Origin of the sequence: Aquibium oceanicum, assembly GCF_001889605.1 — a bacterium.
Taxonomy (GTDB): Bacteria; Pseudomonadota; Alphaproteobacteria; order Rhizobiales; family Rhizobiaceae; genus Aquibium; species Aquibium oceanicum.
Genome location: NZ_CP018171.1, coordinates 2,116,135 through 2,141,158, shown reverse-complemented (window position 1 = coordinate 2,141,158; position 25,024 = coordinate 2,116,135). Strand labels below are relative to the sequence as shown.

At 66.2% G+C, this 25,024-nt stretch carries 27 protein-coding genes; 13 read left to right on the top strand and 14 right to left on the bottom strand.

The features are described 5' to 3' along the window. Nucleotide 1: 1 nt before the first annotated feature. Genes alr through purF form a run of 4 tightly spaced genes read left to right on the top strand, consistent with a single transcriptional unit; the run spans nucleotide 2 to nucleotide 4,692 of the window. Nucleotides 2-1,171 carry an alanine racemase gene (gene alr / locus BSQ44_RS10605; protein ID WP_083534684.1) on the top strand — a complete coding sequence of 390 codons (1,170 nt, stop codon included), beginning with the start codon at nucleotides 2-4 and terminating at the stop codon, nucleotides 1,169-1,171. Nucleotides 1,172-1,193: 22 nt separating this feature from the next. Next, the gene (gene radA / locus BSQ44_RS10600; RefSeq protein ID WP_072603860.1) at nucleotides 1,194-2,591 is read left to right on the top strand and encodes a DNA repair protein RadA; all 1,398 of its coding nucleotides are present in this window, start codon (nucleotides 1,194-1,196) and stop codon (nucleotides 2,589-2,591) included. Nucleotides 2,592-2,610: 19 nt separating this feature from the next. Continuing rightward, a complete protein-coding gene (locus tag BSQ44_RS10595) occupies nucleotides 2,611-3,144 on the top strand; it encodes a CvpA family protein (RefSeq protein WP_072603857.1) in 534 nt (177 codons plus the stop codon). 57 nt (nucleotides 3,145-3,201) lie between these two features. Next, nucleotides 3,202-4,692: an amidophosphoribosyltransferase gene (gene purF, locus BSQ44_RS10590; protein WP_072603855.1), complete on the top strand. Its 1,491-nt coding sequence runs from the start codon at nucleotides 3,202-3,204 to the stop codon at nucleotides 4,690-4,692. An 11-nt stretch (nucleotides 4,693-4,703) separates the two neighbouring features. On the opposite strand, the gene sugE is transcribed toward purF, so the two are convergent. Further along, entirely contained in the window at nucleotides 4,704-5,021 is a 318-nt protein-coding gene (gene sugE / locus BSQ44_RS10585; protein ID WP_072603853.1) for a quaternary ammonium compound efflux SMR transporter SugE, read from the bottom strand. 175 nt (nucleotides 5,022-5,196) lie between these two features. Here sugE and BSQ44_RS10580 point away from each other — a divergent pair, with 175 nt between their 5' ends. Then, nucleotides 5,197-5,958: an SDR family NAD(P)-dependent oxidoreductase gene (locus BSQ44_RS10580; protein WP_072603851.1), complete on the top strand. Its 762-nt coding sequence runs from the start codon at nucleotides 5,197-5,199 to the stop codon at nucleotides 5,956-5,958. 216 nt (nucleotides 5,959-6,174) lie between these two features. Further along, nucleotides 6,175-7,269, top strand: coding sequence for a YeeE/YedE family protein (locus BSQ44_RS10575; protein WP_072607988.1), 1,095 nt, complete (start codon nucleotides 6,175-6,177; stop codon nucleotides 7,267-7,269). A gap of 5 nt (nucleotides 7,270-7,274) precedes the next feature. On the opposite strand, the gene BSQ44_RS10570 is transcribed toward BSQ44_RS10575, so the two are convergent. From BSQ44_RS10570 to BSQ44_RS10530, 9 genes are all read right to left on the bottom strand, one after another. Further along, entirely contained in the window at nucleotides 7,275-8,381 is a 1,107-nt protein-coding gene (locus tag BSQ44_RS10570) for a c-type cytochrome (protein WP_072603849.1), read from the bottom strand. Further along, nucleotides 8,365-9,645, bottom strand: a complete 1,281-nt coding sequence (soxC, locus tag BSQ44_RS10565; protein ID WP_072603846.1) for a sulfite dehydrogenase — start codon at nucleotides 9,643-9,645, stop codon at nucleotides 8,365-8,367. Before soxC ends, BSQ44_RS10570 begins: the two co-directional genes overlap by 17 nt. Before the next feature lie 101 nt (nucleotides 9,646-9,746). After that, on the bottom strand, nucleotides 9,747-11,438 hold the full coding sequence (gene soxB / locus BSQ44_RS10560) for a thiosulfohydrolase SoxB (protein WP_072603844.1): 1,692 nt from the start codon (nucleotides 11,436-11,438) through the stop codon (nucleotides 9,747-9,749). A 113-nt stretch (nucleotides 11,439-11,551) separates the two neighbouring features. Then, entirely contained in the window at nucleotides 11,552-12,394 is an 843-nt protein-coding gene (gene soxA / locus BSQ44_RS10555) for a sulfur oxidation c-type cytochrome SoxA (RefSeq protein WP_235633383.1), read from the bottom strand. A 65-nt stretch (nucleotides 12,395-12,459) separates the two neighbouring features. Next, nucleotides 12,460-12,786 carry a thiosulfate oxidation carrier complex protein SoxZ gene (soxZ, locus tag BSQ44_RS10550; RefSeq protein ID WP_072603839.1) on the bottom strand — a complete coding sequence of 109 codons (327 nt, stop codon included), beginning with the start codon at nucleotides 12,784-12,786 and terminating at the stop codon, nucleotides 12,460-12,462. A 21-nt stretch (nucleotides 12,787-12,807) separates the two neighbouring features. Continuing rightward, nucleotides 12,808-13,263, bottom strand: a complete 456-nt coding sequence (soxY, locus tag BSQ44_RS10545) for a thiosulfate oxidation carrier protein SoxY (RefSeq protein WP_072603837.1) — start codon at nucleotides 13,261-13,263, stop codon at nucleotides 12,808-12,810. Between the two features lie 24 nt (nucleotides 13,264-13,287). Then, nucleotides 13,288-13,749, bottom strand: a complete 462-nt coding sequence (gene soxX / locus BSQ44_RS10540; protein WP_072603834.1) for a sulfur oxidation c-type cytochrome SoxX — start codon at nucleotides 13,747-13,749, stop codon at nucleotides 13,288-13,290. A gap of 152 nt (nucleotides 13,750-13,901) precedes the next feature. Beyond that, complete coding sequence (locus BSQ44_RS10535) at nucleotides 13,902-14,486, bottom strand: thioredoxin family protein (RefSeq protein ID WP_072603832.1); 585 nt, start codon at nucleotides 14,484-14,486, stop codon at nucleotides 13,902-13,904. Nucleotides 14,487-14,500: 14 nt separating this feature from the next. Next, nucleotides 14,501-15,235 carry a cytochrome c biogenesis CcdA family protein gene (locus BSQ44_RS10530; protein ID WP_072603830.1) on the bottom strand — a complete coding sequence of 245 codons (735 nt, stop codon included), beginning with the start codon at nucleotides 15,233-15,235 and terminating at the stop codon, nucleotides 14,501-14,503. A 105-nt stretch (nucleotides 15,236-15,340) separates the two neighbouring features. On the opposite strand from BSQ44_RS10530, the gene BSQ44_RS10525 reads away from it, so the two are divergent. The 3 genes from BSQ44_RS10525 to BSQ44_RS10515 all read left to right on the top strand — a co-directional run bounded on the left by BSQ44_RS10525 (nucleotide 15,341) and on the right by BSQ44_RS10515 (nucleotide 17,242). Beyond that, nucleotides 15,341-15,712 carry a thioredoxin domain-containing protein gene (locus BSQ44_RS10525; protein WP_072603828.1) on the top strand — a complete coding sequence of 124 codons (372 nt, stop codon included), beginning with the start codon at nucleotides 15,341-15,343 and terminating at the stop codon, nucleotides 15,710-15,712. 19 nt (nucleotides 15,713-15,731) lie between these two features. Beyond that, a complete protein-coding gene (locus tag BSQ44_RS10520) occupies nucleotides 15,732-16,079 on the top strand; it encodes an ArsR/SmtB family transcription factor (RefSeq protein ID WP_072603826.1) in 348 nt (115 codons plus the stop codon). A gap of 65 nt (nucleotides 16,080-16,144) precedes the next feature. Beyond that, on the top strand, nucleotides 16,145-17,242 hold the full coding sequence (locus BSQ44_RS10515; RefSeq protein WP_072603824.1) for a YeeE/YedE family protein: 1,098 nt from the start codon (nucleotides 16,145-16,147) through the stop codon (nucleotides 17,240-17,242). A gap of 4 nt (nucleotides 17,243-17,246) precedes the next feature. On the opposite strand, the gene BSQ44_RS10510 is transcribed toward BSQ44_RS10515, so the two are convergent. Together BSQ44_RS10510 and BSQ44_RS10505 are read right to left on the bottom strand one after the other, a co-directional pair. Next, a complete protein-coding gene (locus BSQ44_RS10510; RefSeq protein WP_072603822.1) occupies nucleotides 17,247-18,182 on the bottom strand; it encodes an MBL fold metallo-hydrolase in 936 nt (311 codons plus the stop codon). Nucleotides 18,183-18,255: 73 nt separating this feature from the next. Further along, complete coding sequence (locus BSQ44_RS10505; RefSeq protein WP_072603820.1) at nucleotides 18,256-18,600, bottom strand: RidA family protein; 345 nt, start codon at nucleotides 18,598-18,600, stop codon at nucleotides 18,256-18,258. 209 nt (nucleotides 18,601-18,809) lie between these two features. Here BSQ44_RS10505 and BSQ44_RS10500 point away from each other — a divergent pair, with 209 nt between their 5' ends. Continuing rightward, entirely contained in the window at nucleotides 18,810-19,691 is an 882-nt protein-coding gene (locus BSQ44_RS10500; RefSeq protein ID WP_072603818.1) for a DMT family transporter, read from the top strand. A 15-nt stretch (nucleotides 19,692-19,706) separates the two neighbouring features. Here the strand turns inward: BSQ44_RS10500 and pssA are convergent, their stop codons facing one another. After that, nucleotides 19,707-20,513, bottom strand: a complete 807-nt coding sequence (gene pssA, locus BSQ44_RS10495) for a CDP-diacylglycerol--serine O-phosphatidyltransferase (RefSeq protein WP_072603816.1) — start codon at nucleotides 20,511-20,513, stop codon at nucleotides 19,707-19,709. Between the two features lie 3 nt (nucleotides 20,514-20,516). Further along, nucleotides 20,517-21,212 carry a phosphatidylserine decarboxylase gene (locus tag BSQ44_RS10490; protein WP_072603814.1) on the bottom strand — a complete coding sequence of 232 codons (696 nt, stop codon included), beginning with the start codon at nucleotides 21,210-21,212 and terminating at the stop codon, nucleotides 20,517-20,519. A gap of 340 nt (nucleotides 21,213-21,552) precedes the next feature. Here BSQ44_RS10490 and kaiC point away from each other — a divergent pair, with 340 nt between their 5' ends. Genes kaiC through BSQ44_RS10475 form a run of 3 tightly spaced genes read left to right on the top strand, consistent with a single transcriptional unit; the run spans nucleotide 21,553 to nucleotide 25,021 of the window. Then, complete coding sequence (gene kaiC, locus BSQ44_RS10485) at nucleotides 21,553-23,238, top strand: circadian clock protein KaiC (RefSeq protein ID WP_072603811.1); 1,686 nt, start codon at nucleotides 21,553-21,555, stop codon at nucleotides 23,236-23,238. Further along, entirely contained in the window at nucleotides 23,238-23,537 is a 300-nt protein-coding gene (locus tag BSQ44_RS10480; RefSeq protein ID WP_072603809.1) for a circadian clock KaiB family protein, read from the top strand. Before kaiC ends, BSQ44_RS10480 begins: the two co-directional genes overlap by 1 nt. Continuing rightward, nucleotides 23,534-25,021, top strand: a complete 1,488-nt coding sequence (locus tag BSQ44_RS10475) for a sensor histidine kinase (RefSeq protein WP_072603807.1) — start codon at nucleotides 23,534-23,536, stop codon at nucleotides 25,019-25,021. The genes BSQ44_RS10480 and BSQ44_RS10475 overlap by 4 nt, the downstream gene beginning before the upstream one ends. Nucleotides 25,022-25,024: the final 3 nt, after the last annotated feature.

The window sequence follows — 25,024 nt, the reverse complement described above, 5'->3', positions numbered from 1 at the left end:
CTTGGAGGAGGAATTCCACATCCGGGAGGCCGGGACCAAACCTCACCTTGCCGGCGGCCGGCTGACGATCGATCTGCGCTCGCTGCAGGCGAATTTTCGCGCGCTTGCAAAGGTGGCCGCGCCGGCCCGCGTCGCCGGAATCGTCAAGGCGGACGCCTATGGCATCGGCATCGCGGAGGTCGTCCCCGCGCTGGCGGCTGTCGGATGCGATACGTTCTTCGTCGCCCTGCCCGAAGAAGGCTTCGCAGTCAGGCGCGCTGCGCCGCAAGCGCGCATCTTCGTCCTCAACGGTCTCTTCGGAGCGGAGGCGGCCGAGGCATACGCCGGGTCGCAGCTGATCCCGGTGATCAACACCGCCGTCGACCTGACGATCTGGGAACGATTCTGCGGGCGGCAGGGTGCGGCGCACCCCTGCGCCATCCATGTCGACACCGGCATGAACCGCCTCGGCATCACGCCGGCCGAGGCGATTGCCTTCGCGGACGAGAACATGCTGACCGGCACGGTCAACCCGGTGCTCCTGATGAGCCATCTCGCCTGCGCCGACCGGCGCGACGATCCCAAGAACCGCAGGCAGCTCGAACTTTTTCGGCAGGTGCGGCGTGCGTTCGGGGATATGGAGGCGAGCCTCGTCAATTCCTCAGGCCTGCTGCTAGGGCGCGATTACCATTTCGGCCTCTGCCGCCCCGGCATCGCCGTATACGGCGGATCGCCCGCACCTGGCGTCACCATGCGCACCGTGGTGACGGCGGAAGCCCGCGTGGTTCAGATCCGCTATGCCAGGGCCGGCGAGACCATCAGCTACGGCGCGACGGCGGTCCTCGAGCGCGACAGCATCATCGCCGTTGCCGCGGCCGGATATGCCGACGGCTTCCCGCGCGCCGCGTCTGGCAGCGGGGTGCCGATCCGCCAGCTCTTTCCCGGCGGAAGCGGGTTCGTGCATGGTCGCCGCGTGCCGATCGTCGGGCGCGTGACCATGGACCTGACCATGTTCGACGTGACCGACCTCGGCGAGGACGGCATCGCGACGGGCGATCACATCGAACTCTTCGGGCCCAACCTGCCGCTCGACGAGGCCGCGCGCGCGGCGGGAACGATCTCCTACGAACTCCTCACCCGGATCGGCCAGCGCTACCACCGCGCCTACATCAGCGGCGCCGATACGCGGTGATGATGGTCGGAGCAGCCCGATAATGGCGAAGTCGCGCGTCCAGTTCATCTGCCAGAACTGCGGCTCGGTGCACAACCGCTGGGCTGGCAAGTGCGACAGCTGCGGCGAGTGGAACACGCTCGTCGAGGAAGGCACGGCCGGCGGCATCGGCTCAGGGCCGGCTTCCATGCGCAACGCCCGCAAGGGCCGTGCGGTGACGCTGACCTCCCTGTCCGGCGAGATCGAGGACGCGCCGCGTATTGCCAGCGGCATCGGCGAGCTCGACCGCGCCACCGGCGGCGGCTTCGTGCGCGGCTCCGCCCTGCTCGTCGGCGGTGATCCGGGCATCGGCAAATCCACGCTGCTCACTCAGGCCGCCGCAGCGCTCGCGCGCAAGGGGCACCGGGTCGTCTACGTCTCCGGCGAGGAGGCGGTGGCGCAGATCAGGCTGCGCGCCCAGCGTCTCGGCGCGGCCGACACGCCGGTCGAACTCGCAGCGGAGACCAACGTCGAGGACATCCTGGCGACTATCGCGGAGGGACGGCGGCCGGACCTCCTGATCCTCGATTCGATCCAGACCCTGTGGACGGACCTCGCTGATTCGGCGCCCGGCACCGTCACGCAGGTCCGCGCCTCGGCACAGGCGATGATCCGCTATGCCAAATCGACCGGGGCGGCGATCGTTCTGGTCGGCCATGTGACCAAGGAAGGCCAGATCGCCGGCCCGCGCGTGGTCGAGCACATGGTCGACGCCGTGCTCTACTTCGAAGGCGAAGGCGGACATCATTATCGCATCCTGCGCACGGTGAAGAACCGCTTCGGTCCCACTGATGAGATCGGCGTCTTCGAGATGTCCGACAAGGGACTGCGCGAGGTCGCCAATCCCTCTGAGCTTTTCCTCGGCGAGCGCCACGCCAAGGCGCCGGGTGCCGCCGTCTTCGCCGGCATGGAGGGCACGCGCCCGGTGCTCGTCGAGATCCAGGCATTGGTCGCCCCCTCGCCGCTCGGAACGCCGCGCCGGGCGGTGGTCGGCTGGGATTCGGCGCGTCTGTCGATGATCCTCGCGGTGCTCGAGGCGCATTGCGGCGTCCGATTCGCGCAGAACGACGTCTACCTCAACGTCGCGGGCGGCTACCGCATCTCGGAGCCGGCCGCCGATCTCGCCGTCGCTGCCGCACTGGTTTCGTCGCTCACCGGACTTGCCCTGCCCGCCGATTGTGTCTATTTCGGCGAAATCAGCCTTTCCGGCGCCGTCAGGCCTGTCGCGCATGCGCAGCAGCGGCTGAAAGAGGCGGAAAAACTCGGTTTCGGGCAGGCGGTCCTGCCCGCCGGCAGCGGGGACGTGGCAGGATCGATCGCGACGCGATCGTTCCAGCCGGATGCGCTGGCCGACCTCGTTGCCCGGATCGCGGGAACGAAGCGCGGTCACGAGGCGGACTGACGGATTGGAGTGGGCGACGATGCCGATTACGCTGCTTGACGGAATACTCGTCGGCTTTGCGCTTGTTTCCGCGATCCTGGCGATGGTCCGCGGCCTCTCGCGCGAACTTCTCTCCATCGCCTCGTGGGCGGCGGCCGCGGCGGCGGCCTTTTTCCTCTACCCCTTTGTGCTCCCCTACGTCGCGCCCTACATAGACAACGACAAGATCGCGCTTGCCGCCTCAGCGGCCATCGTCTTCCTGCTCGCGCTGATCGTGGTGACGGTGATCACGATGAAGCTGGCCGACTTCATCATCGATTCGCGGGTCGGCGCGCTCGATCGGACGCTCGGTTTCGTCTACGGCGCGGCGCGCGGGATCCTCGTGATCGCCGTGGCTCTGATGTTCTTCAACTGGCTGGTAGGCGACAACAAGCCGGAATGGGTGGCCGAGGCGAAGTCGTTGCCCCTGCTCGAAGGCATCGGCGCGAAGTTGCAGGAAGTGCTTCCGGACGATCCGGAGAACTCGATCATCAAGCGCCTGACCGAAGGCGACGAGGCCGAGACGAACAACTGATCCGTCGCCCGCGGGTAGGCGGAACAACGGCGCCGAAGAGCGCAAAGGCGGCTTGCAATGGCAGACGCAGCGATCGACACGCACCACGAACGGGACACGTGCGCCGGTGAGGCCGACGACCACTTCCACGACGAGTGCGGTGTGTTCGGCATCTTCGGGCGGCAGGACGCGGCTGCGATCGTCACCCTTGGCCTGCACGCGCTCCAGCATCGCGGGCAGGAAGCGGCCGGCATCGTCTCCTATGACGGCTCGCAGTTCCACGTCGAGCGCCATGTCGGCCTGATCGGCGACACCTTCACCAAGCAGTCGGTGATCGACCGGCTGCAGGGCACGCGCTCCATAGGCCATACGCGCTACGCGACGACCGGCGGCGCAGGCCTGCGCAACGTCCAGCCCTTCTTCGCCGAGCTTGCCGACGGGGGCCTGGCCATCGCCCACAATGGCAACATCACCAACGCGATGACCGTCCAGCGCGCCCTGCAGAAGCAGGGTTCGATCTTCTCGTCTACCTCGGACACCGAGACGATCCTTCACCTGGTGGCGACCAGCAAGCAGCGCGACACCAATGCCCGCTTCATCGAGGCGGTGCGGCAGATCGAGGGCGCCTTCTCGCTGGTGGCGCTGACCTCCAAGAAGATGATCGGCTGCCGCGATCCGCTCGGCATCCGCCCGCTGGTGCTCGGCGACCTCGACGGCGCCTGGATCCTCGCCTCGGAAACCTGCGCGCTGGACATCATCGGCGCGCGCTTCGTGCGCGACCTCAAGCCGGGCGAGATGGTGGTGGTCACCACCAACGGAATCGAGAGCCATTTTCCTTTCGAGCCGGCGAAATCCCGCTTCTGCATCTTCGAGTACGTCTATTTCGCCCGACCGGATTCGTCCGTGGAAGGCCGCAACGTCTATGACGTGCGCAAGAAGATCGGAATCGAACTGGCGCGCGAAAGCCCGGTGGAGGCGGACATCGTCGTTCCCGTCCCCGATTCGGGAACGCCTGCGGCCATCGGCTTTTCTCAGGAAGCGGGGCTTCCCTTCGAACTCGGCATCATCCGCAACCACTATGTCGGCCGAACCTTCATTTCGCCGGGCGATTCGATCCGCCACATGGGCGTGAAACTGAAGCACAACGCCAATCGCCGGATGATCGAAGGGAAGCGCGTGGTGCTGGTCGACGATTCCATCGTGCGCGGCACCACCAGCCAGAAGATCGTGCAGATGGTGCGCGAGGCGGGCGCGAAGGAAGTGCACATGCGCATTGCATCGCCGCCTACCCGCGCCTCCTGCTTCTACGGCGTCGACACGCCCGAGAAGGCCAAGCTTCTCGCCTCGCGCATGTCGGTCGAGGAGATGGCGGATTTCATCCGCGTCGATTCGCTGGGTTTCCTGTCCATCGACGGCCTCTACCGCGCCGTCGGCGAGACCGCGCGCAACGGGGAGTCGCCGCAGTTCTGCGACGCCTGCTTCAGCGGTGAGTACCCTACGCGACTGCTCGATTTCGAAGGCGCCGACAACGTGCGCTCGCTGTCGCTGCTGGCGGCGGGAGGGCAGTGATAGGGTTCGCCCTACGGCGTGACCAGCTTCAGGCCGACGATGCCGGCGACAATGAGACAGATGCAGGCGAGCCGGATCGCGTCCGAGGACTCGCCGAAGAGAAGGATGCCGAGAACCACTGTGCCGATCGTGCCGATGCCGGTCCACACCGCATAGGCGGTGCCGAGCGGCAGCGTCCGGAGGGCGAGACCGAGAAGGGCGAGGCTCACCGTCATGGAAACGATGGTGGCGAGAGTGGGCCACAGCCGCGTGAACCCTTCGGTGTATTTCAAGCCGACCGCCCAGCCGATCTCGAACAGTCCAGCGGCAAACAGTATGAGCCAGGACATCGTCATCCCCCTTGCAGGCGATGAGGCCGTCCCCATCAGTGATTGTCGCAGATGCAGGGCCGTCCCCGCTGTGTGGAAATAAGCCAACGCGTCCGACGCCGCAAGCCGCCGGGTTTCGTTCGCGAGACATTCATTCTAAGAGCCGGTCTCGATATTCTCTGGAGATACCTCCCGCATGAACGCGCATCCCGACCTTACCGGCCGCACCGCCCTCGTCACCGGCGCCTCGCGCGGCATCGGCTACTTCATCGCCAAGCACATGGCGGCTGCGGGCGCGCAAGTGATCGCGGTCGCGCGCACTGTCGGCGGGCTGGAAGAACTCGACGACGAGATCAAGGCCGAGCATGCCCGCTCGGGCAAGGGCGAGGCGACGCTGGTGCCGCTCGACCTGACCGACATGCCGGGCATCGATCGCCTCGGCAGCGCCATTCACGAGCGCTGGGGCAAGCTCGACATCCTGGTCGCCAATGCCGGCGTGCTGGGCGTCATCGGGCCGCTCGCGCATATCGAGGCGAAGGTCTTCGAGAAGGTGATGGCGGTCAATGTCACCGGCGTCTGGCGTCTGATCCGCTCCGTCGATCCGCTGCTGCGCAACTCGGATGCCGGCCGCGCCATCATCATGTCGTCGGGCGCCGCCCACAACGCACGCGCCTACTGGGGACCCTATGCCGCATCGAAAGCCGCCGTGGAGGCGCTCGCGCGCTCCTGGGCCGACGAGACGAAGAACACGCCGCTCCGTGTGAACTCGGTCAATCCGGGGGCTACCCGAACGGCGATGCGCGCGCAGGCGATGCCGGGCGAGAACCCCGCGACCCTGCCGCATCCCTCCGAGATCGCCGCCAACATCGTCCCGCTGGCGAGCCCGTCGCTCACCGAGACCGGGCTGATCTTCGATGCCCGCGAAAGGACTTTTCTTTCCTACCAGATGCCCAGGTAGCAGCACCTCGCGACAAGCGTGATCCGGCACTTGGTGCCGGGCAATGCACCGGCGAACTTCCACTGCTTCGGAGGTCGGAGAGGCGCGCGGAACGATTTTCTTCTCCACGCCTTCTGCGAGGGAAAGAATTCCGCCGGCTGCTCCTCCTTCGCATCTCTGATCGGCGAAAGCACCGCCGCGACGGCGTATCAGAGTGTTCTTTGGAGTTCATACACCATGGATCTCGTTCCGCTGATCGATGCTGTCGGTGAAAACGGCGCGGCCCTCGCGGGCGGCGTGGTTCTCGGCCTCGTGTTCGGGTTCTTCGCGCAGCGGACGGCCTTCTGCACCCGCACCGCCGTTCTCGATCTGGTGCGCGGCCGAGGCAACGCCGCGCTCGCCACGTGGGCCGCCGGGTTCGCCGCCGCCGTCTTGGGCGTGCAGCTCCTCCTCTACACCGGATCGCTCGAGGTTACCGAGACCCGCTTCTTCTCGACACCGCAGAGCCTGTCGGGCGCGCTGATCGGCGGTGCCTTGTTCGGGCTCGGCATGGTACTCGCGCGCGGATGTGTGTCGCGGCTTCTCGTACTCGGCGCCTCGGGCAATCTGCGCGCGCTGTTCACGCTGGCGATCCTCGCGGTCTTCGCGCTCGCCACCTATGATGGCTTCCTCGTCCCCGCCCGCGATGCGATCGGCGGCCTGTGGAACTCGGCTGCGATCGGAGGCAACGATCTGCTCGCCCATGCAGGGCTAGACCACTTCGGTGGCGTGGCGATCGGCGTCGTTCTCGCGGTCGCAGCGCTCGCGCTGGCGATTTCCACCCGACTTTCCCCTGCCCGCTTCACGGGCGGCGTGATCGTCGGCCTCACCATCGTCGGCGGCTGGTACTTCACCTGGCAATTGTCGCTGCAGGTCTTCGAGCCGATCCAGGCCGAGAGCCTTTCCTACGTCCGCCCGCTTGCCACCACCATCGGCCTCGGCACGGGAACGGCTGGCGCGGCCGGGCTCGACCAGGGCCTCCTTGTCGGCATCCTCGCCGGCGCCTTCATTGCCGCGGTGGCGTTCCGGCAGTTCCGCATCGCCACCTTCTCGGAGCCCGGCACGCCTTCGGTACTGCGCTACGCGCTCGGCGCCGCGCTGATGGGCTTCGGCGGCATTCTTGCCGTCGGCTGCACCATCGGAGCCGGCTTCACCGGCGGATCGGTGCTGGCCGTCACGTCGCTTCTGGGCCTCGCATCGATGATCGTCAGCGCTGCCATTGCCGACCGGGTGATCGACGGCCGCAAACTGGCGCCATCGTCGATCGGGGCTTCCCCCGTCGCTGCCGAATAACCTTCTCAGTCGATCCCGCCGTTCCCTTCTTCGCTCTCCGGCGTCACGTCGAGAACTGCCGCATGCATCGTGATGGTCGGCAATCCCGGCCGGCAATCGGTCATGCAGGGGTGCGTCCTGTCGGCATAATGCGGTTCGGACAACCGGTCATCCTCGAAGAAGTTGGCTTCGTTCGGTAACTTCACCGTGGCGAAATTTTCCTTCGACAGCTCGAAATCCTCGTCCGTCACCACGTCGTTCAGGAAGAGCAGATAGGCCGTCAGCGCGTAGAGTTCATCGCTCTCCAGCCCGCGCGCATCGCCGAAGGGCATGGCGCGGTTGACGTAGTCGTAGACGGTCGAGAGATAGGGCCAGTAGGAGCCGATCGTCTTTTCCGGGCGATCGGCCTTCAGCGTATCGTGTCCGCCCGCCAGCACCGGCCAGCGGCCGATACCCTCGCCGAAGTCGCCGTGGCAGGCGGCGCAGCGTTCCGTATAGATCCCCTCGCCCTGCATCACCGTGCCGCGTCCCTCGGGCAAGCCCTCGCCGTCGGGGCGCACGTCGATGTTCCACGCGGCGATCTCGTCGGCCGTGGCGGCGCGCCCGAGCCCGAAGACCGCTCCCGCGCGCTCGGCGCCGGCCATGCTCTCCGGCATCTCCGCCGCGGCGGCGGCTTCGGGCTCCGCCTTGGCCTCCTGCTGCGCCGCAGGCGGCGATTGCGCGTCCCCGGCTTCTTCCTCGGGCTTCGAGAAGGTTTCCAGATAGGCGATGACGTCGGCGATCTCCTCGTCTTTCTTCAGTCCCGCGAAGGCCATCTTGGTGCCCTTCACGTAGCTGCGGGGGCTCGCGAGGTACTCGGAGAGCGTCTCGTGGCTCCACGCGAGGCCGCCGGCGCCCGCTTCGACCATCGACTTGGAGTATTTGTAGCCCTCGGCGGTTCCGGCGGTGCGGCCGAACACGTCGTTCAGGTGCGGGCCGACCTTGTGCTTGGCGCCCTCGCCCACCGCGTGGCACGCCTTGCACCTGTTGAACACCTTCTCTCCGGCAGCCGCGTCCTGTGCCTGTGCGGGGGCGATAATCACCGCCGCCAGGATGGCCGCCGCCGCGATTGCCGCGTCACGATATCTCGACATTCTCCACGGTCCCGTCCTTGCCGACATGCCAGGTCTGGATGCCGTTGTTGTGATAGATCGAGTTCTCGCCGCGCACCGCCCGCAGCGCGTCCTTGGTCGGCTGCACCAGGCCCCGCTCGTCGATCGCGCGCGACTGCAGGAACAGTTCCGAGCCGTCCCAGTCGAAGTCGAAATAGAAGCGGTGCAGCGCCATCGGCAGGCTGGGTCCGTCGAGCCGCGCCGTGTGCCAGTTACGGCCGCCGTCGATCGTCACGTCGACCCTTTCGATCGTGCCGTGTCCCGACCATGCCAGCCCGGTCACAACAGTGCGGCCCCGCTCGTGCATCAGCGGCGCCTGCGGGCTCGGGCTTGTGATCACCGACTTCACGTCCATCGCGAAGGTGTGGCGTCGGGCCTTTCCGTTGGCCATGAGATCGGTGTATTTCGACGTCTCCTCGCGCAGTTCCCAGGGCTGGTCGCCAACTTCCAGCCGGCGCAGCCATTTCACCCACATGTTGCCTTCCCAGCCGGGAACGACGAGCCGCACCGGATAGCCCTGCTCCGGCCGCAGCGCCTCGCCGTTCTGGCGGAACGCGACCAGACAGTCGTCGAGCGCCTTTTCCATGGGGATCGAGCGCGCCATGCCCGACGCGTCGGCGCCTTCGGCGAGGAGCCATGTCCCATTCGCCTTGAGCCCCGCCTCCTCGAGCAGGTGGCGCAGCCGCACCCCGGTGTACATGACGCAGTGGAGCATGCCGTGCGTGAACTGGCAGCCGTTGAGCTGCGCCCCGCGCCATTCCATGCCGGAATTGGCGGCGCATTCGAGGAAGTAGATCCTGTTCTCGCGCGGAAACCGCATCAGGTCGGCCATGGTGAAGACCAACGGCGTGTCGACCAGGCCATGCACCATGATCCGGTGATCCTGCGGGGCGATCTCGGCGATGCCGGAATGATGGCGCTCGAAGCAGAGCCCGTTCGGCGTGATGATGCCGTCGAGCTCGTGCAGGGGCGTGAAATTGACCGACGAGATCGGGTCGGCCGTGAGCCAGGCAACGTTGCGCCGCACGACCTGGCTCTCGAAGTCCGAGGGGCGTCCGTAGGGGCGGCTGTCGACCCCGTCACCCGAGTAGCGGTTCCAGTCCTGGACTTCGGTAATCAGCGGGTCGCCGGCCGCCCGGGCTCCGCCCGAGACGCCGGCCGCTGCGAGGGCAGCCCCTCCGCCCAGTCCCGCCTTCAGGAAACTTCGGCGCGTCGACTTGCGCGCCGGATCATCGCTTTTCGCCATCGGCTCCTCCCGGACAGCGGATGCATAGATACATTCGATTATTTCTATGTATCATGCCGATCCGGCTTTGTCGAACCGGAATCGACCGCGCCTTCGCGCTTTCAGTCGATGATCGTGACCGACCTGTTTTCCGGCAGGGAAACGACGGGATTGGCCGCCAGCCACGCCTCGACGACGTCCCAGATCGGCGGTCCCTCGGTGGCCTCGTTGATCGAAGCCCAACCGGCCACGGCGTATTCCTTCGCCGGGTAGACCGCCTCGCCCGTCTTCAGCATCGTCATCGACGAGATGCGGCTGCCCATCGCCGCGTAAGGGTCGATGGCGTATCCCATGCCGCCGACGCGCACCATGTCTCCGCCCTGCTGGTAGTAGGGATCGGGATTGAAGAGGTTGTCGGCGACGTCCTCCAGGATGTCCTTCAGCATCTGCCCGGTCATCATGGAGCGATAGGCTTCCGGATAGGTCATGCCGCATGCGTTGTAGAGGTCCTCGACCGTGATCGTCTGGCCCGGCAGGACCGACGTCCCCCACCTGAACCCGGGCGACAGCGCGATGTCGGCCTCTCGCACGTCGAGCAGCGCCTGGCAGATCATGTCGTCGAACGTGCCGTTGAAATTGCCGCGCCGGTAGAGCAGCGTCTCGGTCGTCGCCAGTTCCCGCTTCAATTCCGCCTCGAAGGGCGCTCGCAGGTCCGTCACCAGCCGCGTCATGTCGGCATCCGGCGCAATCACGTCGGAGAAGACGGGGATCAGCCGATGGCGAAACCCCTTCATCTCGCCGCCTGTGACCTCCAGATCCAGCCGCGTGACGAACTTGCCGTGCGAACCGGACGCGATCAGCAGCGTCTTGCCGACGACCACCGGTTCCGGCAGCGCGTCGTGCGTGTGGCCGGTCAGGATGACGTCGATGCCGGGCACCCGCGATGCCAGCTTGCGGTCGACGTCGAAGCCGTTGTGCGACAGCAACACCACGAGGTCGGCCCCCTCCTCGCGCGCCACCTCGACGTTCTTGACGATGTCTTCCTCGCGAATGCCGAACGACCAGTTGGGAAACATCCAGCGTGGGTTGGCAATCGGCGTATAGGGAAAGGCTTGGCCGAGCACTGCGATCTTCGCCCCGCCCCGCTCGAACATCTTGTAGGCGTCGAAGGCAGGCTCGTTCCATTCCGCATCGTAGATGTTGCCGCCGAGGAACGGGAACGGCAGGCCGTCGATGATCTCCTGGACGCGGTCAGCGCCGTAGGTGAATTCCCAGTGGCCCGTCATGGCGTCCGGCGACAGCGCGTTCATGGCGTCGACCATGTCCTGCCCGGCGGTCTGGAGCGAGGTGTAGCTGCCCTGCCACGTGTCGCCGCCATCCAACAGAAGCGTGTTGTCCCCGCGCTCGGAACGGATGCGTTTGACGATCGTCGCGATGCGGTCGAGCCCGCCCATCTTGCCGTAGGTCCGGGCCAGCGCGACGTAGTCTTCCGAGGTCAGCGCGTAGGCGGCGGGGCTGCCCGGTTCTATTCCGTAGAGTTTCAGGAAATCGGCGCCCGTCACGTGCGGCGGCAGTCCGGCGACCGGACCGACGCCGAGATTGATCGACGGCTCGCGGAAATAGACCGGCACCAGCTGGGCGTGGATGTCGGTCAGGTGGACCAGCGTCACGTTGCCGTAGCTCTCGAAGTCCAGGAGGTCGGCCTCGCTCAGCCGCTGCTGCGCCGCCGCGCGCGTCCAGCGCCCATTTATGCCCGGCCCGGCTATCGCCGCGAGCGCGGCGGTGGCCATCAGGAATTCGCGGCGGGAAAACATCGTCGGTTGCCTCCGGCAAAAGAATGCCCGGTCCGCCGTCGAAGGACGGCGGAGGGATCCGGGCTGAGCGTAGCGTCTTGCCTCGCGGGAAGGGCTTGCCCCTCCCGATCCGTCTACTGGCGCACCGCCGGCGTCTCGACCGAAAGGCCGGTGCCGCGCCAGGTCACGTAGACCTCAAGCGCCATGAGTTCGTCCGAGAAAGCGGCTGGGAACTCGGCGCGCGTGTCGCGGATGCAGCCGCGGAAGCGGTTGTGCAGCGAGACCATTCCGGACGTGTTGAAGCGGTAGGTCGGGAAGCCGTTGACCTGTCCCTGGCTCAGATGATCGGCCCGGATGTTCTTGCCCATGATCGCCTCGTGGCAGGATGCGCAAGCGAGGTTCAGTTGCCCGGTACGGGTGTAGTAGACTTCCTTGCCGCGATTCCACCAGCTCTGCATCTCGCCCTCTGAAAGGTCGAGTTTCACCGGCTCGCCGAGGGACTGGTGCTTGATATAGGTGGTCAGCGCCTTCTGCTCTTCCTGGTCGAACTTGTAGGGTTCGGCGCCCATGTTCTCGGTGCGGCACTTGTTGATCATGAGTTCGACGTTGATCGGCTTGCCCGAATCCGCATCCCACTTCGGATAGTGGGCGCCAACCCCCGACATCGTCTGCGCGGCGTCGTCATGGCAGGAGGCGCAGGATTTTCCAGCCGTGCCATCCACCGTGTTCCAGATCGACTCTCCGAGTTCGACCGCCAGCATGCCGGGGTTTTCGAACGAGTCGGCCTCGACCGCGCGGGTTTCCGGCTCGCGGAAGAGCCAGCCGGAATAGACCGTGTCGAAGGGATGCCCCTCGGGCGCGGGCGCCACGGTGATCATCGGCTCGCCGTCGATTTCCAGCGTGTCGTCGACCGGATCGGCATGTGCCGCAAGGCCGAGGCTTGCGATCATCAGCGCCGACAGACCGATGGCGGTCATTGTTCTTTTCACGTCGTCCCCTCCCATTCCCGGTAACCGGCCGGCGGTTGGCCGTCGCTCGGTCGTCACTTTACCTCGATGGCCTGCTCGTCCGTGTAGGTCGATCCGTCGTCGTCCACCCAGGTGAACTTGAACGTTCCGCTCTCGGGCACCTTGGCCGTGAACTCGAAGTACGGGTTCGCAGAGATCGCCGGATCGATGTCGCAGGTGAACACCGTCTGACCGTTGAACTCGCAGGTGAACTTGTTGATGATCTGGCGCGGGATGGTGTTGCCATCCTTGTCCTTGCGCTGACCGGATTCCATCGTGTGGCTGATCAGCGTCTTGATGGTGATGACCTCGCCCGCGCTGGCGGACTTCGGAAGCTTCACGCGTGGTTTTGGAGTAGCCATGTTTGTCGTTTCCCTGTCCGGTCAGCCGCCGCAGCCGCCGATGGTCACCTTGACCAGCTTCTTGTCCATGAACACCGAGCCGTCCTTCATCCGGGCGACTGCGATGACGTTCTGGGTCTGCGCCAGGCGCATGCGCGAGGTCGCGGCCGCTTCGCCGCTCATGGGGGTGAAATGGAAGGTCGCCACAGCCGGATTCGGATTGCCGTCAGCGACGATCATCACCGATTCGACCAGGTCGTCGCCTTCCATGGCGCTGTCGACCGAGACGGAGACCGGAACGGTGTTGCCGTTTTCGGCGATTTCGGGCGCGGTCAGCGTGATCTTGCCCGTCTCCGGCGTCTTGCCGCCGGTGAATTCCATGATGCGCTGGTCGGCCTCGGCGGCCGCCGCGAGCGCCGACCGCGCGGACAGGCCAATGAAGGGGATCGCGGCCGCGCCGGCCGCGAGACCGAGCGCCTGGCGTCTGTTGATGTTCATGCGGGTTCTCCCTGCGTTATTCGACTATTCCTTGAGGGTGCCGAGATAGGCCACGACGTCCTCGACCTGCTGCGCGGTCAGGATCGTCTTTCCGACCAGATCCTTCCGCACATTGATGCCGACGTCGAGAGAATAGAATCCCGGCATGACGGTCTCTTCGCCGAAAACCTTCTTCGAATCGACGATGATGGCGCGCAATTGTTCCGGCGACCAGCGGTCGGCCACGCCGTTCATCTCCGGCCCAACATTGCCGTGGAAGAGATCGTCGGGCATGTCGGCGTTGGCGTGGCAGGCCAGGCAGTTGCCAAGCGAGCGGTTCTTGAAAACCTTCGCGCCCTCCTCTGGGCTGCCCGGCGCGCCGGTTAGCGAGGACGTCACCGCGAAATCGTCGAACACGACGTCGGCGGGCGCGGTTTCGGCGGCCAGGACCGGCATCGTCATGGCGGCCGCGATCGACGCAGCCAGCAGCTTTCTTCCCCCAAACATAGGCGCCAGTTCCTCCAATTCACCGGAAGCGGGTTCGATCCCGCTTCCTTCTCCCTCGATACACAGTAGACGTTCGGCCCGTTCCGATCAATTCATAAATAGGTTTTTTTGAATGTATTGGCGAGGACCGTATCGACCTCGTCCGTTCTTTTTCATTCCGCGTCAAGACGGCCCTGCTCGCGAAGCCGCTCGATCGTGCGTGCGTGATACTTCTGGAAGTGCTCCTCGCCCTCGTAGCCTTTCTCCGAGACCCAGCGGAACATGTCGAGGAAGGTCCACTTGCCGAAGGCGCCCGGCATCACCGCCACCGCCGCTTCGGACACGCTCTTGCCTTCCGGTGCCTCTTCGGGAAGGAAGGCGATGGTCGGCGTAAAGACGAAGCCCCATTTGCGCGCCGCGGTCTTCTCCGTCAGCACCTCCCCGTCGAGATCGGTGACTTCCTCGTCGCCGAACATATTGTACTGCACCACCATGAAGTGCTCCCGGATGAAGTCGCGTACCTCAGGGTCGGAGAGCAGTTCCTCGTGCATCTTGGTGCAGTAGATGCAGCCGCGCTGCTCAAACACGATCGCTAGCCGCTTGCCCTGCTCGGCGGCAGTGGCGATGTCATCGGCGATGTCGCGGAAGGTCAGCGCGAACCAGTCTTCCTTATGGAGACCGTCCTCGCCGATTTCGGCCTGCGCCGGATGCAGCGAGAGGACCATGAAGGCGAAGGCGACGACGAGTTTCTTCAGCATGACGGCAATACCTTTCAACCGATGGTCTGGAAGATGGGAAACGTCTCTAGCAGCCAATAGGACATCGTCGCCATCTGCCCGGTGATGAACAGGATGCCGGTGACGACCAGAAGACCGCCCATGGCCATTTCCACCTTGTGCATGTGCCGGCGGAACCGCGCCGCCCAGGCGAGGAAGCGACTGGCGAAGAGCGCGGCCAGGATGAAGGGGATGCCGATCCCCAGCGAATAGATGGCGAGCAGCATCGCGCCGCGGGCGGCCGTGCCCTCCGATCCGGCGACGAACAGGATCGCCGCCAGTACCGGCCCGACGCACGGCGTCCACCCGAAGGCGAAGGCGAGCCCGATCACGTAGGCGCCAAACAGCCCGACCGGCTTGCGGTTCACCTGCACCCGCGCCTCGCGATAGAGAAGCCCGATGCGGAAGACGCCGAGGAAATGCAGGCCCATGATAATGATGATGACACCCGCGATGATCGCCAGCGTGTCGAAATATTGTGCGATGGTCTTGCCGATGACGCTGGCCGTCGCGCCGAGCCCGACGAAGACGGTGGTGAAGCCGAGCACGAAGGCGAGTGCGGCGAGCACGATCCGGCGCTTCTGCGGGGAACCGGCGCTGTCGTCGCGCAGTTCCTCGAAGCTGACGCCTGCAAGCCATGCCAGATAAGGCGGCACCAACGGCAGGACGCACGGGGATACGAAAGACAGCAGCCCGGCAAGGAACGCGCCCCAGACGCTGACATCCAGCATTTTGTATCCTCCCCCGCGCGCAAACCAGCCATCGGAATCGCGTACGATTTCGCTGGCAATATATGCGGATTATTCTATATGTTGCAAAGACAATAGAGCGGCTGGATGAGCTTTCTTCGCGCCGTGGCGCAAATCGTCCTGATCGTCCTGCCGTGCGGCGCCTTGCCGCTCGGAGCGGCGGAGCTGTTGATGCTCGAGCAACCGGGCTGCCCCTGGTGCGCGCGCTTCAACGCGGAGATCGCGCCGGGCTATCACAATACCGAGGAAGGCCGGCGCGCGCCGCTGCGCCGGGTCGACATCACACAGGACTGGCCGGACGATCTCGGCTTCGTCGCGAAGGAGCGCTTCACGCCGACCTTCGTGCTGGTCGAGGACGGCCGCGAGATCGACCGGCTGCGCGGCTATCCCGGCGACGAATTTTTCTGGTACCTTCTCGACCAGATGATCGGGAAGCTTCCGGAAGGGAGATCGAACTGAAACGACCCGGAGACGCGGCATGAGCCTGCCGAAACTCGAGCCCGGCCAGAACCCAGCCGACTTCAACGAACTGCTGGAGCAGGCCCGCAAGGCGAGCGATCTCCTGAAGGCGCTGTCGCACGAGAGCCGTCTTCTGATCCTGTGCCTCCTGGCCGAGGGCGAGAAATCGGTCTCCGAACTCGAGCAGATCATGGACATGCCCCAGGCCGCCGTCTCCCAGCAGCTTGCGCGGCTCCGGTTCGACCGGCTCGTGAACACCCGCCGAGAGGGGCGGGTCGTCTACTATTCCATCGCCAGCGCGGAGGTCTCGTCGGTCATCGAGACGCTCTACACGCTCTTTTGCGCGCCCGTGCGCCGGAAGGAGTGACGGCGCCCGCGCGGCGGCGGACAGGGAGGAAGCGGGACGCCAAAGAGCCCGCGGGAGGAAAGACGATGACGGAACTGGCAGGCTCGCTCTGGTTCCTGCCGATCGCCGGGCTCGTGGCGGGCTTCGCCATGGGCTTCGCGGCGCGGCGGCGGCACTTCTGCACCATGTCGGCGCTGGAGCGCCACTGGTATGCCGGCGACAGCGCCGGCCTGCGCACCTGGATGCTGGCAGCAGCGGTCGCCCTGGTCCTGACGCAGGCGCTGGTCGCGGCCGGCCACGCAGACGTCTCGATGAGCTTCTATCTCGCGCCGAGCTTCGCCCCGACCGGCGCCATCCTCGGCGGCCTCGCCTTCGGCTTCGGCATGGCGCTGGTCGGCACCTGCGGCTTCGGCGCGCTGGTACGGCTCGGCGGCGGGAGCCTAAGATCACTCGTCGTCCTCGTTGTGCTCGGTCTCTCGGCACTTGCGGCCCAGCGCGGCCTGGTTGGCCAGGGGCGGGTGCTGGTGGTGGACGACCTCGCGCTCGACCTCTCCTTCGCCGGCGACCAGTCGCTCGGCGCGATCGTCTCGGCCATCGCCGGCATTGACCTGCGGTTTCCGGTCTTCGCGGCGGTTGCCGCGGCGCTTCTATGGTGGGTCTTCCGCGACTGCGGTTTCCGCCGGCAGGGTGGACGGATCGCGGTCGGCGCGGTGATCGGCGCAGCGATCGGCTTCGGCTGGATCGCCACAACGCTAGCCTACCGCAACTCCTTCGAGCCCGTGCAGATCGAAGCCGGATCCTTCGTCGTGCCCGTCGGCGATGCGATCCTGCAGTTCGTCGCCTTCACCGGCGTCCTGCCGGACTATGGCGTGGGGCTCGTCCTCGGCGTGGTCGCCGGCGCGGCGGCCTGCGCCTGGCGCCGACGCGACGTGCGCTGGGAAGCCTGCGACGACGCGCGCGAACTTGGGCGCCACATCGCCGGCGGTTTCCTCATGGGCACGGGCGGCGTGTTCGCCATGGGCTGCACGATCGGCCAGGGCGTCTCGGCCGTGTCGGTGCTCGCCATCTCGGCGCCGATCGTCATGGCCTCGATCGCCCTCGGCGCGCGGATGGGGCTAGCCTATCTGATCGAAGGGTCGCCGCTGGCGGTCTTCAGGAGCTACCCGCGCCGCCCGGCGGAATAGCCGTTCAGCCGGCCGCGAACCGGTAGGCGGCGCCGTCCCGCTCCACCCTGCCGATGCCCGGGTGCGGCAGGTGGAAGCCAACGATGCGCGCCCGCTCCGATGCCAGGCGGTCCATCAGCGCCACGCGCGTTGCGGCGCCCCGTTCCTTGTCCTGGTCGCTGCCCGACGGCCAGTCGGGCCGGGCGAAGGAAATGGCGGCATGCGTGATGGCGTCGCCGGTGACGAAGACCGGCTCCGTACCGCCATGAATCATGAACGACGTGTGGCCGGGCGTATGCCCCGGTGTCGCGACGGCCTCCACCCCCGGCAGGATCTCGGCGCCGGGATCAAAAAGTTCGATCCGGTCCTCGATATAGGCCATGCGGTTCTGCGCCCCGACGACGAAGGTCTTGCGCTCCTCCGGCATGGCGTCGAGCGTTCCCGGCGCGCGCCAGAAATCCCATTCGGCCGCACCCATGTGATAGGCGGCATCGGGAAACACCAGTTCGTCGAAATCGTCGACCAGGCCCCAGATGTGATCGGGATGGGCATGGGTGAAGATCACGTCCGTGACCTCCGACGGATCGATCCCGGCCTCACCCAAATTCTCCAGGAGCTTGCCCGCGCTCGGCATGAAGTTCGGACCCGAGCCGACGTCGAACACCGCCAGCCGGTCGCCCCGGCGCAGGAAGGTGACGTTGCAGTCCGGGTCGTTGGCGTCGGCCGGAAGGCCGTGGGCGGCAAGGATCTCTTCCAGTTCCGCCTTGTCGACGTCGGGGAACGAGAAATTCATCGACAGCGACAGATGCCCGTCACTGACGACCGTCAGCTCCCCATCCCCGACCGCGATGTTCCCGATTGCCGAGGCCCGGCGCGGCCAGGCGCCGAGCCCCAGCGCACCGGCCGCCGCCGCGCCGCCGCGCAGCAACGCGCGGCGATCGAGTGACCATCCGTGGCGCATCTCTTTCCTCCCGTTCCGGTTCATACATTCAATTTCTTGCATGAATTTGTGCGGGGCGGAAGGGCAAACCCGATCAGAGCGCAGCGACGATGATGATCTCGACCAGATGCTGGGCGGTCGCGAGCCTAGCCTCGCCCGTGGCGCGGGCCGGCGTGTTTGCGGGATCGACCCAGGCATCCCAGACCTCGTTCATGGCGGCGAAGTCGCGCATGTCGTCGAGCCAGATGGTCGCCTGCAGCAGCTTGGACTTGTCCGTGCCGGCTTCCTTGAGCAGGCGGTCGATGGAGGCGAGCACCTCCTTCGTCTGTTCCGCAACCGGCTTGCCGGGTGTGCCGACTTGGCCGGCGAGATAGACGGTGTCGCCGTGGACGACGGCCTGGCTCATGCGCTTGCCGGGCTCGATGCGACGGATGGTCATGTAGAAGTCTCCTGCGTTAAATGCGGTCGGCGCGTTCTAGCCAATCGCGGCGTGGCGGGATAGGGCCGGCAAGGATCACCGTTTCGCACCACGCCGCTGGCCCCATCCAATTGCGGGTGTGGCGCACAGGCTGGACCGGCGGGCACACTAGGTTCCGCGGCTGTTCGGCCCTCAGCTCCGCCCTCTCCGATTGGACCCCCGGCTTACCGATGAAACCGACGATCGTATCGAGCGCGCGCGAACGGGTCCTCACCGGTATCCTTCTGACGAGCGTCGGCTATTTCCTGTTCTCGTTGCAGGACGCATCGATCAAGCTGATGGTCGTCGGCTTTTCCGTCTGGCAGATCCTTTTCTTCCGCTCCGCCACCATCGTGTCGCTGGTCCTCGCCATCGGCGGGCGGAAGGTGGTAGCCGACACGGCCCGGTCTCCCGTCCTCGGCGCCATGCTCTTGCGCAGCTTCGTCATCCTCTCGGCCTGGCTGTGCTTCTACACGGCGGCGCGCGACCTTCAGCTCGCCGAGCTCACCACGATCTATTTCGCAGCGCCGGTCGTCGTGACGCTGCTATCGATCTGGCTGCTCGGAGAAGTGGTACCGCCTGTGCGCTGGGTGGCCGTCTTTACCGGCTTCGTCGGCGTCTTCATCGCCTGCAACCCGGTGAGGATCGGGTTTTCGCTGCCGGTCATCCTCGTACTCGCGGCGGCCTGCCTGTGGGCGCTGGCGATCGTGCTGATGCGCAAGATCGCGCTCGGCGAGCGCACGCTGGTGCAGCTTATGCTCAACAACTGCTTCTTCCTGATCATCGCCGGCCTGCCGATGATCTGGTTCTGGCAGACGCCGGGAGCGTTCGACCTCGCGCTCCTCGTCGGCACCGGCGCGGTCGGCGGGATGGGGCAGTACGCCCTGTTCGAAGGCATGAGGCGGGCGGAAGCGTCCGTCGTCGCCTCGTTCGAATACACGTCGCTGATCTGGGCCTTCGCGCTCGGTTGGCTGATCTGGAACGACGTACCGCGCATCGGCGTCTTCGCCGGCGCCATTCTCATCTTCGCCGCGGGCGTGATCATCATCCTGGCCGAGCGCAGGCGGGCGTGAGCCCGGCCTGCTATCTCAGAGGCCGGCGTCCTCCTCTTCCTTCTCGCGCCGGCGATAGCTCATCCAGCTCAGCGGAATGAAAATCAGGTAGGCGATCGCGGTCACCGACATGGCCTGCCAAGGATAGTTGATCAGGAGCAGCACGTAGAGAAGAATCACCAGGATCAGCGGCAGCATCAGGTCGCCACGAACGCGCCCCATGTTCTTGCCCGACCAAAGCGGAATGCGGCTGACGAGCAGGAAGGCCACCAGGATGGTGAAGCCGCAGGCGAACCAGGCGAAGGCCAGCGTCTGCTCGACCCCGAGGAAGCCGAGGTAGGCCGGCAGGAGCACGAGCATCGCGCCGGCCGGCGCGGGCACGCCGACGAAATAGCCCGAGCGCCAGTTATCCTTTTCCGGCGGCGGCGCCATGACGTTGAAACGGGCGAGCCGCAGGCCGCAGGCGATGGCGAAGAGCAGCGCCGCGATCCAGCCGGGCGATCCGGTCTGATCGAGCACGAAGGCATAGAGCACGAGGCCGGGCGCAACGCCGAAATTGACGATGTCGGCGAGCGAATCCATCTCGGCGCCGAACTTCGACGTCGCCTTCAGGGCGCGCGCCACGCGGCCATCGACGCCATCGAGGAAGGCGGCGAGCAGGACCATCACGACAGCCATCTCGATGCGTTGCTCGAAGGCCAGCCGCACGCCGGTCAGCCCCGCGCAGATTGCCAGCACCGTGACGAGGTTTGGCATGACCATGCGCAGCGGAATCTCGCGGAAGCGCGGGCCGCGGGCATCGCCTCCCGGCCTGGCGTCGGCGGCTTTGGGATCATCCGCCATCGATCAGATCACCCGCATGAGGGAAGTCGCCTGGCCGCCGAATTCGGCGATCACGGTTTCGCCGGCGATCGCCGTCTGGCCCTGGAAGACCTTGGCAACGGCACCGGCCGGCAGGAAGACGTCGACCCGCGAGCCGAAGCGGATGAGGCCGACGCGGTCGCCGACCGAGATGTTGGTCGCCTCCTCGACGAAGCACAGGATGCGGCGCGCCACCAGCCCGGCGATCTGCACCGTCGCCACCTGCCCGTTGGGACTGTCGATGACGATGCCGTTGCGCTCGTTCTCCTGGCTCGCCTTGTCGAGTTCGGCGTTCAGGAATTTTCCCGCGCGGTGCTCGATACGGCTGATGCGGCCGCGCACCGGGGCGCGGTTCACGTGGCAGGAAAACACGTTCATGAAGACCGAGATGCGCAGCATCTCGGCGTCGCCGAGGCCGAGCTCGCGCGGCGGCACCGCGGGCCCGACGGCCGAGACGATGCCGTCGGCCGGGCTGATGACCAGCCGGTCGTCGACCGGCGTCACGCGCTCGGGATCGCGGAAGAAGTAGGCACACCAAGCGGTGAGGATCATGCCGATCCAGAACAGGCTGGTGGAGAACACGCCGAGGATGATCGACGCGCCGGCGAAGGCGGCGACGAAGGGCCAGCCTTCCCGGTGGACGGGGACCAGCGCGTTGCGGATCGATTCCTGGATGCTCATCGGCGGGCGGGGTTTTCCATTTGTCGAAGGGCGGATGATTATCGGAAAGACATCTCAGCCGCAACGCGCCGGGTCGCCGGGTGTTCCGGAAGGACGGGAGTCGGCAACGGCAACCAGCAGCCGGAGGATATTGATGGTGCCGGGTTCCCCCTCGCGGGGGAGCCGCCGGTGCAGCCGACAGAGTGACGCTGCTGTCGGGATGCTTCTGTGCCGTCCAATCCTCACCATGCGCACAAACGGACGGGTACGTCGTTGTACCCCTTCCGCGCCGGCCTACCTTATGCAATTGGCAAGCAAGGCGGCATCGCATAAGAATCGCCCACTTGGCTATTGGATTCCCATGGACGCACTCGCAGGCATTTCGAAATCGCCGACCGGCATAGCCGGCTTCGACGAACTTACGCTCGGGGGCCTGCCGACCGGCCGGCCGACCCTGGTGTGCGGCACAGCGGGCTGCGGCAAGACGCTGTTTGCGACCACCTTCCTCATCCATGGCGCCCGCGACCTCGGCGAGCCCGGAGTGTTCGTGACCTTCGAGGAGCGGCCGGCAGACATCGCGGCTAATGTCGCCTCGCTCGGCTTCGACGTCGACGCGCTGGTGGAACAGGAGAAGATCGCCTTCGAGCACATCGCCGTCGACCCGGCCGAACTCGCCGAGATCGGAGACTATGACCTCGAAGGCCTGTTCCTGCGGCTCGAACTGGCGATCGACACGGTGGGCGCAAAGCGCGTCGTGCTCGACACCATCGAGAGCCTCTTCTCCGCCTTCTCCAATCCGGCCATCCTGCGGGCCGAGATCCGCCGGCTGTTCGACTGGCTGAAGGACAAGGGTATGACGACCGTGATCACCGCCGAGCGCGGCGACGGAACTCTGACGCGGCAGGGCCTGGAGGAATACGTATCCGACTGCGTGCTCCTTCTCGACCATCGCGTCCACAACCAGATCTCGACGCGACGGCTGCGAATCGTGAAGTATCGCGGCACCGCGCACGGCACCAACGAATACCCCTTCCTGATCGACGAGGACGGGTTCTCGGTGCTGCCGGTCTCGTCCCTCGGTCTCGACCACAAGGTCTTTCACGAGCGGATCTCCAGCGGCGTGCCCGATCTCGACGCCATGCTTTCGGGCAACGGTTTCCATCGCGCCTCTTCGATCCTGCTCTCCGGCGTCGCCGGGTCCGGCAAATCCTCGCTGGCGGCGAGTTTCGTCAATGCGGCATGCTCGGCGGGCGAGCGCGCGATCTATTTCTCGTTCGAGGAATCGGCAGACCAAGCCGTCCGCAACATGGCGTCGATCGGCATCGACATGCGGGCGTGGCTGGACAGCGGCAACCTTCGCTACATCGCCGCCCGGCCAACCTTCTACAGCCTCGAGATGCATCTGGCCGTCATGCTGCGCGAGGTGACGCGGTTCGAGCCGTCGCTGGTCGTGCTCGATCCGATCTCGGCTTTCATGGAGAGCGGCGAGCGGCTGGAAATCCAGTCGATGCTCCTGCGGATGGTCGATTTCCTCAAGTTCCGCGGCTGCACGGCGGTCTTCACCCATCTCATGCACGGACAGGAGGGCAACGTCGCGACGGACGCGGGGATGTCATCGCTGATGGACGCGTGGGTGCTGCTTCTCAACCGCGAGTTCGGCGGCGAATTCAATCGCGAGCTATACCTCCTCAAGGCGCGCGGCCTGTCGCACTCCAACCAGGTGCGCGAGTTCGTCATGAGCAGCAACGGCATCAGCCTGGCCCGGCCACATATCGGCGAGAACGGCGCGCTGACGGGCTCGGCGCGGAAGTTCGCCGAAGCCGAGGCGCGGCGCCAGGAAGCGCAGCGCCTGTCGCAGCTGACCGCTGCGCAGCAGCAGATCGACCAGCGCCGGCGGCGCACGCAGGCCGAGATCGCCGCGCTCGAAGCGGAGCTGGCGGCCGAGGAACTGACGCTGCGCACGCTGATCGCCGATGAGGAAGCACGCCGCAAACAGGCGACGGAAGACCGCCTGGAGATGGAGAGAAGCCGGAAGGCAACCGATTGATGACGCACCAGGAACCGCAGGGCGCCAAGCCGCGCAAACTCATCCTATACACCGCCGGGCAGACGCCCAAGTCGCTCGCTGCGATCTCCAACCTCGAGCGCATCTGCGCCTCGCACATGCCGGGCAAGTACGAGATCGAGGTTATCGATCTCAAGCAGAACCCCAAGCTGGCGCGCGAGCACTCGATCGTGGCGATCCCGACGCTGGTGCGGGAACTGCCCGTGCCGATCCGCAAGATCATCGGCGACCTTTCGGACGAACAGAAGGTGCTCGTGAGCCTGAAGATCGAGGACGAATGAGCGGGCCGGATACCCACACCGACCTCGCGGAACTGAGGCGGCGGCTGGCGGAGGCCGAAGACACGCTGCGCGCGATCCGCGAGGGCGAGGTCGATGCGCTGGTGGTGCGCGGCAGCGCCAGCGAGGAGGTGTTCACACTCGAAGGCGACACCGCTTCGTACCGCAGCTTCATGGAGGCGATGGAGCCGGGCGCAGCCGCGCTCGACGGCAGTGGACGCGTGCTCTACCTCAACGCGACCCTGCGCGACCTGCTCGACGTCGACGGCGAGAAGGAGGCGGGCAAGCCGTTCGTCGACCTGCTCGACCCCGCGGCGCGGGGCACGGTCGAGACGCTGCTCGGCGAGCCGTCGAATGGCCGGCGCAGCGGCACCATCCAGATACCGGCGCGTGGCGGCGACCTGCACTTCCTCGTCTCCGTAGTGCCGCTGAAGATCGGCACGATCAACGGCTACGCGGTGACCTTTGCGGAGGTGACCGAACGCGTGCGGGCGGAAGCGGCCGAGCAGAGCGAGCGGGCGGCGCGGGCCGTGATAGCCTCGGCCAACGAGGCGGTGATCGTGTGCGACCGCGAGGGCGTGATCACCCACGCCAATGCAGCCGCTGCGGCGCTGTCTGACCGCGACCTGGTGGGCCGCGAGTTCGCCGAGGCGGTGCCCCTCTCCTTCCCCGGCGCGACCGGGCTGGTGCAGGCCGACGACATCGTCGCGATGGCGATCGTCGGCACCGCGGTGCAGGGCATCGAGGCCATCGCACCGAACGCGCTGCAGGTGAAGGACTACCTGGTCAGCGCGGCGCCGCTGAGGGTCGTGGGCGAGCGGGTCAGCGGCTGCGTCGTCACGCTGGTCGACCTGACGCACCGCAAGGCCGCCGAAAAGCACCAGATGCTCCTGATGCGCGAACTCGATCATCGGGTGAAGAACACGCTGGCGCTGGTCCAGTCGATCAGCAGCCGCACGCTGATGAACGAGGACACGCTGGAAGGTTTCCAGAAGGCGTTCAACGGCCGCCTGCAGGCACTCGCCGCGACCCACACGCTGCTGTCGGAGAACTCGTGGACCGACATGACGGTGCACGACATCGTGGTGGCCGAACTCGCGCCCTTCGTGCCGGGCGACAGCCCGCGGCTGTCGCTGCACGACCTCGACGAACCGATCAGCCCGCGTGCTGCGATCGCGCTTGGTCTCATCGTGCACGAACTGGCCACCAACGCGGTGAAGTACGGCGCGCTGACGGGGCAGAGCGGCGTGGTGGAAGTGACGCGCGTGGCACTGCCGGTCGACGGCCGCTCGTCGCTCGAGATCGAGTGGCGAGAGCGCGGCGGGCCGCAGGTGACGCCGCCGCAGCGCCAGGGTTTCGGTCGCACGCTGATCACCCGCTCCATGCAGTACTCCAAGGACGGCGGCGCGGAAATTTCCTTCGAGCCGGAGGGCATCGTGTGCCGCATCTCAATCCCCGGCGAGGACGTGGCCGGCAAGAGCGCATAAGCC

Excerpts from the sequence above, each read along its gene's own strand:
- soxY (WP_072603837.1), bottom strand. The coding sequence starts at position 13,263 with ATGAACATCAACAGACGCCAGGCGCTCGGTCTCGCGGCCGGCGCGGCC.
- BSQ44_RS10530 (WP_072603830.1), bottom strand. The coding sequence starts at position 15,235 with ATGCTGGATGTCAGCGTCTGGGGCGCGTTCCTTGCCGGGCTGCTGTCT.
- BSQ44_RS10570 (WP_072603849.1), bottom strand. The coding sequence starts at position 8,381 with ATGTCGAGATATCGTGACGCGGCAATCGCGGCGGCGGCCATCCTGGCG.
- soxZ (WP_072603839.1), bottom strand. The coding sequence starts at position 12,786 with ATGGCTACTCCAAAACCACGCGTGAAGCTTCCGAAGTCCGCCAGCGCG.
- BSQ44_RS10520 (WP_072603826.1), top strand. The coding sequence starts at position 15,732 with ATGAGCCTGCCGAAACTCGAGCCCGGCCAGAACCCAGCCGACTTCAAC.
- BSQ44_RS10575 (WP_072607988.1), top strand. The coding sequence starts at position 6,175 with ATGGATCTCGTTCCGCTGATCGATGCTGTCGGTGAAAACGGCGCGGCC.
- soxC (WP_072603846.1), bottom strand. The coding sequence starts at position 9,645 with ATGGCGAAAAGCGATGATCCGGCGCGCAAGTCGACGCGCCGAAGTTTC.
- BSQ44_RS10490 (WP_072603814.1), bottom strand. The coding sequence starts at position 21,212 with ATGAGCATCCAGGAATCGATCCGCAACGCGCTGGTCCCCGTCCACCGG.
- BSQ44_RS10500 (WP_072603818.1), top strand. The coding sequence starts at position 18,810 with ATGAAACCGACGATCGTATCGAGCGCGCGCGAACGGGTCCTCACCGGT.
- radA (WP_072603860.1), top strand. The coding sequence starts at position 1,194 with ATGGCGAAGTCGCGCGTCCAGTTCATCTGCCAGAACTGCGGCTCGGTG.
- BSQ44_RS10580 (WP_072603851.1), top strand. The coding sequence starts at position 5,197 with ATGAACGCGCATCCCGACCTTACCGGCCGCACCGCCCTCGTCACCGGC.
- BSQ44_RS10535 (WP_072603832.1), bottom strand. The coding sequence starts at position 14,486 with ATGCTGAAGAAACTCGTCGTCGCCTTCGCCTTCATGGTCCTCTCGCTG.
- BSQ44_RS10525 (WP_072603828.1), top strand. The coding sequence starts at position 15,341 with ATGAGCTTTCTTCGCGCCGTGGCGCAAATCGTCCTGATCGTCCTGCCG.
- soxA (WP_235633383.1), bottom strand. The coding sequence starts at position 12,394 with ATGACCGCCATCGGTCTGTCGGCGCTGATGATCGCAAGCCTCGGCCTT.
- purF (WP_072603855.1), top strand. The coding sequence starts at position 3,202 with ATGGCAGACGCAGCGATCGACACGCACCACGAACGGGACACGTGCGCC.
- BSQ44_RS10515 (WP_072603824.1), top strand. The coding sequence starts at position 16,145 with ATGACGGAACTGGCAGGCTCGCTCTGGTTCCTGCCGATCGCCGGGCTC.
- BSQ44_RS10510 (WP_072603822.1), bottom strand. The coding sequence starts at position 18,182 with ATGCGCCACGGATGGTCACTCGATCGCCGCGCGTTGCTGCGCGGCGGC.
- pssA (WP_072603816.1), bottom strand. The coding sequence starts at position 20,513 with ATGGCGGATGATCCCAAAGCCGCCGACGCCAGGCCGGGAGGCGATGCC.
- BSQ44_RS10505 (WP_072603820.1), bottom strand. The coding sequence starts at position 18,600 with ATGACCATCCGTCGCATCGAGCCCGGCAAGCGCATGAGCCAGGCCGTC.
- BSQ44_RS10595 (WP_072603857.1), top strand. The coding sequence starts at position 2,611 with ATGCCGATTACGCTGCTTGACGGAATACTCGTCGGCTTTGCGCTTGTT.
- soxX (WP_072603834.1), bottom strand. The coding sequence starts at position 13,749 with ATGTTTGGGGGAAGAAAGCTGCTGGCTGCGTCGATCGCGGCCGCCATG.
- BSQ44_RS10475 (WP_072603807.1), top strand. The coding sequence starts at position 23,534 with ATGAGCGGGCCGGATACCCACACCGACCTCGCGGAACTGAGGCGGCGG.
- kaiC (WP_072603811.1), top strand. The coding sequence starts at position 21,553 with ATGGACGCACTCGCAGGCATTTCGAAATCGCCGACCGGCATAGCCGGC.
- sugE (WP_072603853.1), bottom strand. The coding sequence starts at position 5,021 with ATGTCCTGGCTCATACTGTTTGCCGCTGGACTGTTCGAGATCGGCTGG.
- BSQ44_RS10480 (WP_072603809.1), top strand. The coding sequence starts at position 23,238 with ATGACGCACCAGGAACCGCAGGGCGCCAAGCCGCGCAAACTCATCCTA.
- soxB (WP_072603844.1), bottom strand. The coding sequence starts at position 11,438 with ATGTTTTCCCGCCGCGAATTCCTGATGGCCACCGCCGCGCTCGCGGCG.